At 67.3% G+C, this 12,787-nt stretch carries 12 protein-coding genes; 7 read left to right on the forward strand and 5 right to left on the reverse strand.

The features are described 5' to 3' along the window. Positions 1-2 precede the first annotated feature (2 nt). From MRBLST15_RS15015 to MRBLST15_RS15025, 3 genes are all read left to right on the forward strand, one after another. Complete coding sequence (locus MRBLST15_RS15015; protein ID WP_265952122.1) at positions 3-1,370, forward strand: leucyl aminopeptidase family protein; 1,368 nt, start codon at positions 3-5, stop codon at positions 1,368-1,370. A 193-nt stretch (positions 1,371-1,563) separates the two neighbouring features. Beyond that, entirely contained in the window at positions 1,564-2,670 is a 1,107-nt protein-coding gene (locus tag MRBLST15_RS15020) for a catalase family peroxidase (RefSeq protein ID WP_367786535.1), read from the forward strand. After that, positions 2,667-3,203, forward strand: coding sequence for a cytochrome b (locus tag MRBLST15_RS15025; RefSeq protein WP_100554479.1), 537 nt, complete (start codon positions 2,667-2,669; stop codon positions 3,201-3,203). Before MRBLST15_RS15020 ends, MRBLST15_RS15025 begins: the two co-directional genes overlap by 4 nt. 673 nt (positions 3,204-3,876) lie before the next feature. On the opposite strand, the gene MRBLST15_RS15030 is transcribed toward MRBLST15_RS15025, so the two are convergent. From MRBLST15_RS15030 to MRBLST15_RS15045, 4 genes are read right to left on the reverse strand one after another with little or no spacing between them, the layout of a single operon-like run. Further along, on the reverse strand, positions 3,877-4,479 hold the full coding sequence (locus MRBLST15_RS15030; RefSeq protein ID WP_025878350.1) for a response regulator transcription factor: 603 nt from the start codon (positions 4,477-4,479) through the stop codon (positions 3,877-3,879). Further along, positions 4,476-5,690: a sensor histidine kinase gene (locus tag MRBLST15_RS15035; protein WP_367786537.1), complete on the reverse strand. Its 1,215-nt coding sequence runs from the start codon at positions 5,688-5,690 to the stop codon at positions 4,476-4,478. Before MRBLST15_RS15035 ends, MRBLST15_RS15030 begins: the two co-directional genes overlap by 4 nt. Positions 5,691-5,696: 6 nt before the next feature. Continuing rightward, entirely contained in the window at positions 5,697-6,479 is a 783-nt protein-coding gene (locus tag MRBLST15_RS15040; protein ID WP_367786539.1) for an ABC transporter permease, read from the reverse strand. Next, positions 6,476-7,372, reverse strand: a complete 897-nt coding sequence (locus tag MRBLST15_RS15045) for an ABC transporter ATP-binding protein (protein ID WP_367786541.1) — start codon at positions 7,370-7,372, stop codon at positions 6,476-6,478. Before MRBLST15_RS15045 ends, MRBLST15_RS15040 begins: the two co-directional genes overlap by 4 nt. A 202-nt stretch (positions 7,373-7,574) precedes the next feature. Between MRBLST15_RS15045 and MRBLST15_RS15050 the strand changes: the two genes are divergently transcribed. The 4 genes from MRBLST15_RS15050 to MRBLST15_RS15065 all read left to right on the forward strand — a co-directional run bounded on the left by MRBLST15_RS15050 (position 7,575) and on the right by MRBLST15_RS15065 (position 12,116). After that, on the forward strand, positions 7,575-8,822 hold the full coding sequence (locus MRBLST15_RS15050; RefSeq protein ID WP_367786542.1) for an efflux RND transporter periplasmic adaptor subunit: 1,248 nt from the start codon (positions 7,575-7,577) through the stop codon (positions 8,820-8,822). A 102-nt stretch (positions 8,823-8,924) separates the two neighbouring features. Next, positions 8,925-9,614 carry an ABC transporter ATP-binding protein gene (locus tag MRBLST15_RS15055; RefSeq protein ID WP_025878346.1) on the forward strand — a complete coding sequence of 230 codons (690 nt, stop codon included), beginning with the start codon at positions 8,925-8,927 and terminating at the stop codon, positions 9,612-9,614. Positions 9,615-9,628: 14 nt separating this feature from the next. After that, positions 9,629-10,786, forward strand: a complete 1,158-nt coding sequence (locus MRBLST15_RS15060) for an ABC transporter permease (RefSeq protein WP_312705484.1) — start codon at positions 9,629-9,631, stop codon at positions 10,784-10,786. 13 nt (positions 10,787-10,799) lie between these two features. Next, a complete protein-coding gene (locus MRBLST15_RS15065; RefSeq protein WP_089241407.1) occupies positions 10,800-12,116 on the forward strand; it encodes an ABC transporter permease in 1,317 nt (438 codons plus the stop codon). Between the two features lie 72 nt (positions 12,117-12,188). Here the strand turns inward: MRBLST15_RS15065 and MRBLST15_RS15070 are convergent, their stop codons facing one another. Continuing rightward, complete coding sequence (locus tag MRBLST15_RS15070) at positions 12,189-12,488, reverse strand: YrhB domain-containing protein (RefSeq protein WP_367786545.1); 300 nt, start codon at positions 12,486-12,488, stop codon at positions 12,189-12,191. Between the last annotated feature and the right edge of the window lie 299 nt (positions 12,489-12,787).

Below are 12,787 nucleotides of genomic sequence, written 5' to 3' on the forward strand. Positions count from 1 at the left end.
GCATGAGCGAGATCACTGGTTTCACCGCCGACACCACCGCCGCGCTGCCGTTGCACGTGCTGGACCGCAGCCAGTTCGAGGCGTGGAAGAACAGCCAGTCCGCTGCAACCCAGGCGTGGTTGAAGTCGCAGGGGTTCACTGCCGGCGCGCATTCCGTCGCGCTGCTGCCCGGCGCCGATGGCCTTGCGGGCGCGGTGATCGGCGTTGGCGATCGCGGCGATGCCTACAGCTACGCCCATGCACCGCATGCCCTGCCGGAAGGCAGCGTGTGGCAGCTGGCCAGCGAACTGCCGGCCGCCGAACAGGCGCTGCTGCAGCTGGGCTGGGGCCTGGGCAGTTACCGCTTCGACCGCTACCGCAAGCGCAACCGCACGCCGGCCCAGCTGGTTGCCGCACCGACCGGCGAGGTGGCCGACCTGATCGCCGCCAGCCTGCGCGTGCGTGATTGGGTCAACACGCCGACCGAAGACATGGGCCCCCAGCAGCTGGAAGACGCCGCGCGTGCCCTGGCTGAAGCGCATGGTGCGCAGGTTGAAGCCATCACCGGCGACGAACTGCTGGCGCAGAACTTCCCGGCCATCCATGCGGTGGGCCGTGCCTCGCACCGCGCACCGCGGCTGATCGTGCTGCGCTGGGGCAAGGAGTCCGACCCGGCGCTGGCGCTGGTCGGCAAGGGCGTGTGCTTCGATACCGGCGGCCTGGACATCAAGCCGGCCGATGGCATGCGCAACATGAAGAAGGACATGGGCGGCGCCGCACACGCGCTGGCGCTGGCCGGGCTGGTGATGGCCCAGCAGTTGCCGGTGCGCCTGACGCTGCTGGTTCCGGCGGTGGAAAATGCGATCGGTCCGGATGCCTTCCGTCCGGGCGAAGTGATCGCCACCCGCAAGGGCCTGAGCGTGGAGATCGACAACACCGACGCCGAAGGCCGGGTGATCCTGTGCGACGCGCTGACCTTCGCCGGCGAGCAGAAGCCGGACCTGGTGCTGGACTTCGCCACCCTGACCGGCGCGGCACGCATCGCGCTGGGCCCCGATCTGCCGGCGCTGTTCAGCAACGATGACACGGTTGCCCAGCAGTGGCTGCAGGCGGGCGACGCCACTCGCGACCCGGTGTGGCGCATGCCGCTGTGGCGCCCCTACCTGCGTTACCTCAGCAGCGGCATCGCCGATCTGGCCAATGCCGGTTCGCGCATGGCCGGCTCGGTCACCGCCGCGCTGTACCTGGAACGCTTCCTGGAAGATGGTCAGCGCTGGGCACATCTGGACGTGTATGCCTGGAACGATGGCGAGCGCCCGGGCCGCCCGGCCGGTGGTGAAGCCCTGGCCCTGCGTTCGGCCTGGGCGATGCTGAAAGCGCGTTACGCCTGATGCAGCCGCCGGGCATGGCCCGGCGCTACCGATGCCGGTGCGGGTGCTGATCCGCAATTCCGGTGGGTGCCGACCTTGGTCGGCACTGCATCGCGGGGCAGATTTGACGAAAATTTGAATACCGGGCCTGGAAGGGTTCTGCGAGGATGTGGTGGTCGCCCCCCCACACGTCCGTGAAGGCAGGACTCCGACCATGTCGCTCTTCCGCTACACCCGCGCCGGCCAAGGGCCGCAGTCACCGCGCACGCATTCACCGCTGCCTTGGATCGCCCTGATCGCACTGATCCTGGGCGTCGTCGCCCTCGCTTTCGCCTGGTTGGCCGGCTGGATCGGCCGCGACCGGCTGACCGCACAGCGCTTCACCGACACCATCGAGGCCACCGGCCCTGCGCATCCCGGCTTCCGCCGCGCGCACAGCAAGGGCGTGTGCGTGAGTGGTTGGTTCGAACCCAGCGCGCAGGCACCAACGCTGTCCAGTGCGCGGGTGTTCTCGCAGGCGCGCGTGCCGGTGATGGGCAGGCTGTCGATCGGCGGCGGTGACCCCTACGGCGCCGACAACACCGCACGGGTGCGCAGCATCGCGGTGCAGATGGTCGGCGATGACGGCCAGGAATGGCGGATGGCGATGAACAGCTTCCCGTTCTTCGCCGTGCCCACCGCCGAAGCCTTCTACGAGCAGACGCGCGCGCAGATTCCGGACCCGGCCACCGGCAAGCCCGACCCACAGAAGATGGCCGCCGTGCTGGCAAAGTACCCCAGCGCGCAGGCCTTCCAGCAATGGGCCAAGAGTGCACCGTGGACCAGCAGCTGGGCCAACACCACCTTCAACAGCGTCAACAGCTTCTGGTTCACCAACGCTCAGGGGCAGAAGCGCGCGGTGCGCTGGCGCTGGCAGCCGCAGGCACCGGTGGTGGAGATGGATGCGGACGCACGCAAGCAGGCCAACGTCGATTTCCTCAGCCAGGAACTGCAGCAACGCCTGGCCACCGGGCCGGTGCGCTGGAACCTGGTGGTCAGCCTGGCCGCGCCCGGTGATGCCATCGATGATCCCTCGGTGCCGTGGCCGGAATCGCGCGATCAGGTGGTGGCCGGTGTGCTCAGCCTCGACCGCATGCAGTCACAGGAAGAAGGCGCCTGCGGCCAGCTCAACTTCGACCCACTGATCGTGCCGAGCGGCGTGCGCGGCAGTGATGATCCGATCCTGGCGGCGCGCTCGGCGGTGTATTCGCAGTCGTTCAACCGCCGCGAGCGCGAGCGCGCCAGCGGCAACGTCGAGCAACCGAAGGAGGCTGCGCAATGAACACCGGCAACGGCCACTTCAACCTGCTCGCCCGGGTGCTGCACTGGTCCATGGCGCTGATGATCATCGCGATGCTGTTCGTCGGCGTGACCATGGTCGCCTCGCTGCACCTGCGGCCGATGCTGATCGACCTGCACCGTCCGCTGGGCATCGCCATCCTGCTGCTGGTGGTGCTGCGCCTGTACAACCGCCTGCGCCATCGCCCACCGCCGCTGCCGGCGGATCTTCCCGCATGGCAGGTGCTGGCGGCGAAGGCTTCGCACTGGATGCTGTACGCGTTGATGCTGGCGATGCCGCTGATCGGCTGGGCGATGCTGTCGGCCGGCGGTTACCCGATCGTGCTGGGCGGTGGCCTGCACCTGCCACCGATCGTGCCGCATACCCCGGCGCTGTACGCCGCGCTGCGCAATGCGCACAGTCTGCTGGCCTATGTGTTGTTCGCCACGGTGCTGATGCACGTGGGTGCGGCGCTGTTCCACCTGTGGGTGCGCCGCGATGGGGTGTTCCAGGCGATGGCGCGCGGGAAGGATTGACGGGGTTCGCCGGTTGTTCCCGGCGGGTCATTTCCGCGACTGCGGGGAGGTGTCACTTTCTTTGCTCGTGCACCGCGCTGCAGGAGCAGCGCGGAACGGCGCAGCCGGCCCGCAGGGGGGCGCACAGGGATGTGCGCCATCAAGAAAGTAACCAAAGAAACGCTCCGCCGGCCGCGAGCCGACGTGCTTCGCACGCCGGTGCCCTGCGCTCCTCGGTCCGTCGAGGGACGGCGCGGGAACTCGCTGCGCTCAGACACCCGCGCCTCTTCGCCCTCGCCGGACCTGCGGTGCTCGGCTCGCTCAAGGCGGACGGGAAGGGCAACAGCGACAGCGACAGCGACAGCGACAGCGACAGCGACAGCGACAGCATCCACGCATGGCGTGGATCTACTGGGTGCAGGTCTGGCGTTTGACGTTGGGTCCGCCTTCTAGCGAGCCGAGCATCGCAGGGGAATCAGGGGCGTAGAGGCGCCGATGTCTGAGCGCAGCGAGTTCGGCGCCGTCCCCTGATTCACCGAGAAGCGCAGGGCACCGGTGCGCAGCACCGGCTCGCGACCTGGCGGCGTGTTCTTTGGTTACTTTCTTGCACGAGCAAGAAAGTGACACCCCTCCGCGGTCGCGGAAATGATCCGCCGGGCATGGCCCGGCGCTACCGGTGCGTCGGCGCACGCTACTACAACCACCCCTTCTGCCGCGCCAGCCGATACGCCTCGATCCTGTTGGCCACGCCCAGCTTGCCGATGCATTCGGACAGGTAATTGCGCACTGTGCCGTGCGACAACCCCAGCTGCTCGGCGATCTCGCTGGCGGTACGGCCCTCGCCCGCCAGGCGCAGCACGCGGCGCTCGCGGTCGGTCAGCGGGTCGGCCTGCGACCAGGCGTCCAGGGCCAGCTGCGGGTCGATCGCGCGGATCCCCTGCTTCACCTTGCGCAGTGCCTCGGCCAGGTTCTCGGCCGGTGCATCCTTCAACAGATAGCCCAGCACGCCCGCTTCCAGCGCACGGCGCAGGAAACCGGCGCGGGCGAAGGTGGTCACGATCACCACCTTGATCGGCAGTTCATGGCGGGCGATGCGCTGGGCCAGCTCCAGCCCGCTCAGCCCGGGCATTTCAATGTCGGTGACCAGGATGTCCGGCTGCAGCTGCTGCAGCATGCGCCAGGCGGCTTCGCCGTCGGCAGCACTGCCCAGTACCTCGATATCCGGCTCCAGGCCCAGCAACGCCGACAATGCGCCACGCACCATCGCCTGATCCTCGGCCAGCAGGATGCGGATCATGCCGCGCCTCCCTGTGCCAGCGATGCCGGCGAAAGCGGCGCAGTCGCGGCCATCAGGGGCACGCGCACGGTCAGCACCGTGCCTTCCCCGCGCGGCGACTGCAGCGTCAACTGGCCACCCAGCGCCGCTGCCCGCTCACGCATGCCACACAGTCCATTGCCCTCGGCCTGCACGCCACCGCGGCCGTCATCGCGTATCTGCATTGCCAACTGTCGGTCCTCAAGCATGAAATCCACCTGCACCCGGGTCGCCTGCGCGTGGCGCACGATGTTGGTCGCCGCCTCGCGCAGCACCAGTGCCAGCCCACGCTCCACCTCCACTGGCATCGGCGGCGGCGGCATGTACTGCAGGTGTACCTGTTGGCATTCCAGCAGCAGGCGTGCCGAGGCCAGTTCCCCGGCCAGGTCGCTGGCGCGGATGCCGGTGACCGCACTGCGTACCTGCGCCAGCGCCTCGCGGGCAATGTCCTCGGCCTCGCCGATTTCCTGCCGGGCACGCGCGTCATCGCGGTCGTACAGCTTGCGCGCCAGTTCCAGCTTCAGCGTGATCAATGACAGCGTATGCCCCAGCAGGTCATGCAGATCACGGCCGATGCGCTCGCGCTCGGCGGTGGTCGCCAGGCGCCGCACCTCATCCTGGGACAGCTGCAGGGCGACGTCACGCTGATGGCTCAAGGCCTCCACGTTCACCACCAGGCCGACAATGAACGACACCGCCGGCATCCACACCATGGCCTGCCACGGATAACCGAAGTAGAGCGCGGTGCTGCAGAACAGGAGATTCAGGCCAGTGAGCTGCAACAGGTACACCCACCAGCCGCCGCGGCTGCTCATGCGGATCATCACGCAGCCGAACACGAAGTAGCTCAGTCCCGACGGATACCACGGCAGCAGTACCAGGGCCATCGCAATCATGCCCAGCGCGTAGCGCCAGGCGTGGTGACGTGGCGCCAGCATCACCTTGGCATAGAACAGCAGGAACAACGGATAGCTGGCCAGCGTCAGCAACAACCAGCGCAGCGTGAAGCCATTCCCGAGCAGCGGGGTGAGGAAGATCCAGACCGACCACAGCAGGTGGATCGCACCACTCCAGGGCGACTTGCCCCGCCGCAGCAGTTCGGCCACCGCCGAATCCGGGGCGGGGCGCAGCAGGGACGCAAGCCAGCTCGGTGGCACGGAAGATTCCAGGCGGGGACGATCGCTGCCGATCATGCCAGTTCAGCCGACCCGGCGCAGGCGACGGCGCGCCAGCAGCAGTGCGACCGCACTCACGCCCAGCAACACCAGCAGATGGCCAACGGTACCGCCATGTGCCGGCTGCCCAAGAATGGGCAGGGCCAGCTGCGCCAGGTGCCAGGTCGGCCACAGCGGCGCCATCGTCGAAAACACCGTCGGCAACGCCGACAACGGCAGCCACAGCCCCGACAGCAGGGCCAGCGGCAGGTAGACCAGGTTGACGATGGCCGGTGCCGCGCTGGCGCCGACATGGCTGCCGATCAGCAGGCCGATCGACCCCAGCGGCAATGCCGCAAACGCCGCCACGGCCAGCAGCTGCAATACCTGCGCCGCCTGCAGCTGCACGCCACCGAAGAGGCACGCCACCGCCATCAGCATCGCGGCGATCAGCACCGCGAACAGCATGGCCATTGCCAACCGCGCCAGCAGCGGCGCTGCAGAAGGCAACGGCAGTGCGCGCTTGAGGGTCAGCAGGCCGCCTTCGCGGTCCAGCGCCAGCTGCACGCCAAAGCCAAACAGCGAGGGTGCCATCGCGCCGAACACGCAATAAGTGGCCAGCAGATAGACCGGCGCGTGGCCACGGCCCAGCAGTACGCCGAACAACAGGTAGAACAGCACCGGAAACAACAACGAGGGCAGCACGAACGACGGCGAGCGCCAAGCGCGACGCAGCTCTGCCAGCAGTTCGGCGCGATAGGGACGCAGGATACGCAGCCAGGCGGAAGGCGCTGCACCGGCGCCGGTGGTACGGGTCAACGTGTTCATGCGGCCTCCCGGGTCAGGTCGAGGAAGGCGTCGGCCAGTGCCGCGCCCTGTACTTCCAGTTCACGCAGCTGCGCATCAGCGGCGAGCAGGCGGGCCACCACCGTCTCGGCCGGGCTGGCCAGCACCTGCAGATGTTCTCCGTCGCGCTGCACCTGCTGGACGCCGGGCCAGTGCTGCACTTCATCGGCGGCCAGCGTGCTGCGGCAGCGGATGCGTCGCGGCCGGTCGGCCAGGCGCAGTTCGGACAGCGGCGCATCGGCCAGTATCCTGCCCTGCTCCAGCACCACCACCCGTTGCGCCAGCGCCTCGGCTTCTTCCAGGTAGTGGGTGGTCAGCAGCACGCCGCAGCCTTCGGCCACCAGTTGCCGGATCGCCTGCCACATCGCCTGCCGCGCCTGGATGTCCAGGCCGGTGGTGGGCTCATCGAGGAACAGCACGCGCGGGCGGCCGCAGATGGCGATGGCGAACTGCACGCAGCGCTGCTGACCGCCGGACAGCTGGCCATAGCGACGCCGGGCAAGGTCCTGCAGGCCCACACGCTGCAGTACGTCGCCCAGCGGCAATGGATCGGGATAGCAGGCACTGGCCTGCGCCACCAGTTCATCCACCTGCAGCATCGGCGGCAGACTGGTGCTCTGCAGCATCACGCCGAGGCCGAGCCGATGATCGCGTTGCTGCGGATCGCCGCCCAGCAGCTCGACCTGGCCGGCGTCGGCGCGGCGCAGGCCCAACAGCACGCTGATCGCGGTACTCTTGCCGGCACCATTGCGGCCCAGCAGGGCCAGTACCTGGCCAGCGCGGACCTGCAGGTCGATGCCTTGCAGGGCGGTATGGTCGCGGTAACGCACCTGCACGTGCTGCAGGCGGGCCAGCGACGGAGCGATCGGATCCATGGGCAGTACCGGTAGCGGGGACGTTGCCATCCTGTGCCGCCGTGGTCACATTTCGCAGTTGCCGCCGTCAATGACATCGGATGACAGCTGTCACTGCCATCACCGATGCACCTGCCTTCATGCTGTGCCGCACGCTCCACCGCCGGAACCGCCGCTGCCTGCCCTTCCGGTCACACCCGCCCGAACGCCTGTGATGGAACGAATGAACGCTTCTGCCGAGCTGTTGAAGGAACTCCGTATCGACCGCAAGTCGCCGCCGCCTGCCTCCAGTGGTGGCAGTGGTGGCCGCCGCTGGCTGTGGGTCGCCGTGGTCGTGATCATCGTGTTGCTGGCCGGCGGTGCATTCGCGCTGTTCGGCCGCACGCCCACCGTGGAAGTGGACACCGCGCCGGCCGTGGCCATCCAGCAGGGCAGCGCCAGCAGTTCGGTGCTCGATGCCAGCGGCTACGTCGTCGCACGGCGCATGGCCACGGTGTCGGCCAAGATCACCGGCAAGGTGCGCGAGGTGATGATCGAAGAAGGCATGCGGGTGGAACAGGGGCAGGTCATGGCCACCCTGGACCCGATCGATGCCGACGCGCAGCGCAGCCTGTATGCCTCGCAGCTGCAGGCCGCGCGCAGCCAGGTGGTCGGTCTGGAAGCCCAGCAGAAGCAGGCCGCCGCCGAGGCCAGCCGCCTGCAGGCGCTGGTCGGCCAGCAGCTGGTCTCGCGTTCGCAGTACGATCAGGCCGTGGCCCAGCGTGACAGCCTGCGTGGGCAGCTGGAAACCGCACGGCGCAACGTCAAGGTGGCCAACGACCAGCTGTCCATCGCCGATCTCGGCGTCGACAACAACATCGTGCGCGCGCCGTTCTCCGGGGTGGTCACCGCCAAGGCCGCGCAGCCCGGCGAGATCGTCTCGCCGCTGTCGGCCGGTGGCGGTTTCACCCGTACCGGCATCGGTACCATCGTCGACATGGAATCGCTTGAGATCGAAGTCGAGGTCGGCGAAGCCTTCATCGGCCGCGTGCAGCCGAAGATGCCGGTGGAAGCCACGCTCAACGCCTATCCGGACTGGAAGATCCCGGCCGAGGTGATCGCCATCATTCCCACCGCTGACCGCGGCAAGGCCACGGTGAAGGTGCGGGTGGCACTGAAAGTGAAAGACCCGCGCATCGTGCCGGAGATGGGCGTGCGGGTCAGCTTCCTGGAACAGGCGCAGCCGCAGGCGGCCAGCAAGCCGCAGGGCGTTCGCGTGCCGGGCGGTGCCGTGGTCCAGCGCGAGGGCGCCTCGGTGGCTTTCGTGCTGGGTGACCAGAACCGCGTGCAGCAACGCACGGTCGAGGCAGGCCAGGCGATGGGCAAGGACCGCCAGATCCTCAAGGGCGTGAGCGCGGGAGAGTCGGTCGTGGTCAACCCGCCGGACACCCTGCGCGATGGCGCCAAGGTGCAACAGAAACAAGCGCAGTAACGGCCTGGCGCCCACGGGCGCCGCCGGCAGCACCGCTCGACGCACGCCCGCGGCCTCCGCCGGTGCGCTCCCCCGTTTCCCGCCTTCCGTGGAGAACCACCCATGTCGACCCTGGTTTCACTGCGCAACATCACCAAGACCTACCAGCGTGGCCCCGAGAAAGTGCAGGTGCTGCACGGCATCGACCTGGATATCGCCAGCGGCGATTTCGTCGCGCTGATGGGCCCGTCCGGTTCCGGCAAGACCACCCTGCTCAACCTGATCGGCGGCCTGGACAACCCCACGGGCGGCGAGATCAGCATCGAAGGCGAGCGCATCGACCAGATGAGCGGCGGCCAGCTGTCGACGTGGCGCAGCCATCACGTCGGCTTCGTGTTCCAGTTCTACAACCTGATGCCGATGCTGACCGCGCAGAAGAACGTGGAACTGCCGTTGCTGCTGACCCACCTCAGTGCGGCGCAGCGCAAGCGCAACGCCGAGATCGCGCTGACCCTGGTCGGCCTGGCCGACCGCCGCAGCCATCGCCCCAACGAACTGTCCGGCGGCCAGCAGCAGCGCGTGGCGATCGCCCGCGCGATCGTCTCCGACCCGACCTTCCTGATCTGCGACGAACCGACCGGCGATCTCGACCGCCAGTCCGCCGAAGAGATCCTGGGCCTGCTGCAGCAGCTCAACCGCGAACACGGCAAGACCATCATCATGGTCACCCATGACCCGAAGGCCGCCGAGTACGCCACCCACACGGTGCACCTGGACAAGGGCGAGCTGGCTGACGCCCCGCTGGCCCACTGACGGAGGCCACAGCGATGAAATACTTCTCGTTGGTCTGGGCGCAGCTGTTCCGCAGCCGCACCCGCACCCTGTTGACCCTGCTGTCGGTGGTGGCCGCGTTCCTGCTGTTCGGCATGCTCGACTCGGTACGCGTGGCGTTCTCGTCCGGCGGCAGTGTGGAAGGCGCCAACCGGTTGGTGACAGCCTCGCGCCTGTCGATCACCCAGTCGTTGCCGATCCGCCTTGAAGCGCAGATCCGCCAGGTCAGTGGCGTGCGCGATGTCACCTACGGCATGTGGTTCGGCGGCATCTACCAGGACCCGAAGAACTTCTTCCCCAACTTCTCGGTGGCACCGAACTACTTCGATGTCTACCGCGAACTGCAGATCGACCCGGCGCAGCTGCAGGACTGGCAGCAGACCCGCACCGGTGCGATCGTCGGCGAGACGCTGGCCAAGCAGTTCGGCTGGAAGGTCGGCGACACCATCCCGCTGCAGGCCACCATCTTCCCGCGTGGCGGCAGCAACGACTGGCCGCTGGAACTGAAGGGCATCTACCGCTCGAAGGATCGTGCATTGGCGGCCAACGAAGAACGCCAGTTGATGATGAACTGGAAGTACTTCGATGAGTCCAACGACTACATCAAGAACCAGGTGAGCTGGTACACGGTGACGCTGGACAACCCGGAGCAGTCGTCGCGGGTGGCGCAGGCCATCGATGCGATCTCGGCCAACTCCGACCACGAAACCAAGACCCAGACCGAGTCGGCGTTCCAGCAGGCGTTCGTCAAGCAATTCGCCGACATCGGCATGATCGTCACCTCGATCATGGGCGCGGTGTTCTTCACCCTGCTGCTGTTGACCGGCAACACCATGGCCCAGGCGGTGCGCGAGCGCATTCCGGAACTGGCGACGCTGAAGACGCTGGGCTTCAAGGACAGCACGGTGCTGACCCTGGTGATGGTCGAATCGGTGCTGCTGATCGGCCTCGGCGGACTGATCGGCATGGGCCTGGCAGCGCTGATCCTGCCGGCCATCAGCCCCAAGAGCATGGGCATGCTGCCACCGCACGTACCGACGCCGACCTGGCTGGTGGGCATCGTCCTGATCGTGGTGATCGGCATCGTGGTCGGGCTGCTGCCCGCACTGCGTGCCAAGCGCCTGAAGATCGTCGACGCGCTCGCCGGCCGCTGAAGAGGACACCGACATGAACAAGCTCAAGAAGTGGCTGGGAAACGCGGTGACCGTGCTGTTGCTGGCCGTCGGCCTGGCGGTGTGGATCGGCCTGCCGTGGATCGGCGTGCTGGCCATCGCGGTGCTGGTGGGGTTGTGGCTGGCGCTCACCCGCAGTGGACGGCTGGCGCTGGCCGCCACCCGCATCGGCATTGCCAGCCTGCCGCAACGTTGGGGCGCGTCCTCGGTGATCGTGGTCGGCATCGCCGGCGTGGTCGGCGTGCTGGTGGCCATGCTGGCGATGGGCGAAGGCTTCCAGGCAACGCTCAACAACACCGGCGATGACACCACCGCGATCGTGCTGCGCGGCGGTTCGCAGGCCGAGACCAACTCGGTCATCACCCGCGAACAGGTGCCCACGCTGTCCACCCTGCCCGGCATCACCCGCGATGCGCAGGGGCGGCCGCTGCTGTCACCGGAGCTCTCGCAGGTGGTCAACCTGGTGTCCAAGGCCGATGGCACCGACGTCAACGCGCAGTTCCGCGGCGTCGGCCCGCAGGCGTGGGCGGTGCATGACAAGGTCAAGATCGTCGAAGGCCGCCGGTTCGCCGCCGGCCTGCGCGAGATCGTGGTCGGCCAGGGTGCCAAGAGCCAGTTCCGCGATATGGACGTTGGCAAAACGCTCACCCTGGGCAACCAGACCTGGACGGTCGTAGGTGTGTTCGCCACCGGCGATGCGCATGATTCGGAACTGTGGACCGACGCCGACACGCTGGCCACCACCTATCAGCGCAGTGCCTGGCAGTCGATCAGCGTGCGCACCGATGGCAAGGCCGGCTTCGAGCAGTTCAAGGCCGCCGTCGCCGCCGATCCGCGCCTGAAGCTGGACGTGGAAACCACCCGCGTCTACTACAGCAAGCAGGGTGGCGGGCTGACCAAGCTGATCGACATCCTCGGCAAGGTGATCGGCACCATCATGGCGGTGGGTGCGGTGTTCGGCGCGCTCAACACCATGTATGCCGCCGTGGCCACGCGCGCGCGCGAGATCGCCACGATGCGTGCGATCGGCTTCCGCGGCCTGCCGGTGGTGACTGCGGTGATGCTGGAAACCATGCTGCTGGCGCTGCTCGGCGGATTGCTTGGCTGTGCAGTCGCGTGGCTGCTGTTCAACGGCTACAGCGTGTCCACCATCGGCAGCAACTTCAGCGCGGTGGTGTTCAAGTTCCATGTATCGCCGGAACTGCTGTGGAGCGGGTTGAAGTGGGCGCTGGGCATCGGCCTGGTCGGTGGATTGTTCCCGGCACTGCGCGCCGCGCGGCTGCCGATCACCACGGCACTGCGCGAGACCTGAGCACCAGGCATTGATTGAATGAGCATTGCGCAGGGACGGAGCGAAGGCTCCGTCCCTTTTTCGTTGCCGAACTCAGAAGTCCACCGACGTGGTTTCAATTGGCGAGGCACGCGAGGCCAGATGCTGGCGCAGGGCTTCCTCCGGCGCATATGCCGTGCCCAGCGCGTGCTGCTCGCCCGTATGCCTGTCGACGAAGATCGGTCCATTGCCGGCCAACGCATCCGATATCTCGCCCGATTGCAGGTAGCGCAGCGATTGGAAATAGAACAGCCAGCCTTCGACGACTTCATGCTCGTGCGTGATGACAACCGGCTCATCGTCGGTGGCAAGTGCAGCCTCCACTCGGCGGCGTGCCTCTTCGAGGTGGATCATCCTTTCATCCCTTCATCTCCTTCTCTCGACGACAACGCGAAGAGCATTTCATGCGGGACGGGATACCACAACTTATAGCGACGTACGTACTGCGATGCGTTGTTGCAACCACTCAAGCGTGCCGGTTTCGTGCCGCTATCGATGCCTCTGCCCATCGCAGACACAACGCGCGTGACGTTGCGCACAGTGCACCTGTGGATTGTTGGTTGCGATTCATTTTCGCGGCGTTACAGCGCGCGCGGACAAACAGTTACCAATGAAAACACTCTAGAATCCGGCCCCCACGTTGGTTTGCAGCA

Source organism: Stenotrophomonas sp. LST15-1-1.1, assembly GCF_040815575.1.
GTDB classification, from domain to species: domain Bacteria; phylum Pseudomonadota; class Gammaproteobacteria; order Xanthomonadales; family Xanthomonadaceae; genus Stenotrophomonas; species Stenotrophomonas lactitubi_B.

What these genes read in the sequence shown, in the direction of transcription:
- MRBLST15_RS15060 (WP_312705484.1), top strand. Translation starts at nt 9,629, where the DNA reads ATGAAATACTTCTCGTTGGTCTGGGCGCAGCTGTTCCGCAGCCGCACC.
- MRBLST15_RS15055 (WP_025878346.1), top strand. Translation starts at nt 8,925, where the DNA reads ATGTCGACCCTGGTTTCACTGCGCAACATCACCAAGACCTACCAGCGT.
- MRBLST15_RS15025 (WP_100554479.1), top strand. Translation starts at nt 2,667, where the DNA reads ATGAACACCGGCAACGGCCACTTCAACCTGCTCGCCCGGGTGCTGCAC.
- MRBLST15_RS15015 (WP_265952122.1), top strand. Translation starts at nt 3, where the DNA reads ATGAGCGAGATCACTGGTTTCACCGCCGACACCACCGCCGCGCTGCCG.
- MRBLST15_RS15045 (WP_367786541.1), bottom strand. Translation starts at nt 7,372, where the DNA reads ATGGATCCGATCGCTCCGTCGCTGGCCCGCCTGCAGCACGTGCAGGTG.
- MRBLST15_RS15070 (WP_367786545.1), bottom strand. Translation starts at nt 12,488, where the DNA reads ATGATCCACCTCGAAGAGGCACGCCGCCGAGTGGAGGCTGCACTTGCC.
- MRBLST15_RS15040 (WP_367786539.1), bottom strand. Translation starts at nt 6,479, where the DNA reads ATGAACACGTTGACCCGTACCACCGGCGCCGGTGCAGCGCCTTCCGCC.
- MRBLST15_RS15020 (WP_367786535.1), top strand. Translation starts at nt 1,564, where the DNA reads ATGTCGCTCTTCCGCTACACCCGCGCCGGCCAAGGGCCGCAGTCACCG.
- MRBLST15_RS15065 (WP_089241407.1), top strand. Translation starts at nt 10,800, where the DNA reads ATGAACAAGCTCAAGAAGTGGCTGGGAAACGCGGTGACCGTGCTGTTG.
- MRBLST15_RS15030 (WP_025878350.1), bottom strand. Translation starts at nt 4,479, where the DNA reads ATGATCCGCATCCTGCTGGCCGAGGATCAGGCGATGGTGCGTGGCGCA.
- MRBLST15_RS15035 (WP_367786537.1), bottom strand. Translation starts at nt 5,690, where the DNA reads ATGATCGGCAGCGATCGTCCCCGCCTGGAATCTTCCGTGCCACCGAGC.
- MRBLST15_RS15050 (WP_367786542.1), top strand. Translation starts at nt 7,575, where the DNA reads ATGAACGCTTCTGCCGAGCTGTTGAAGGAACTCCGTATCGACCGCAAG.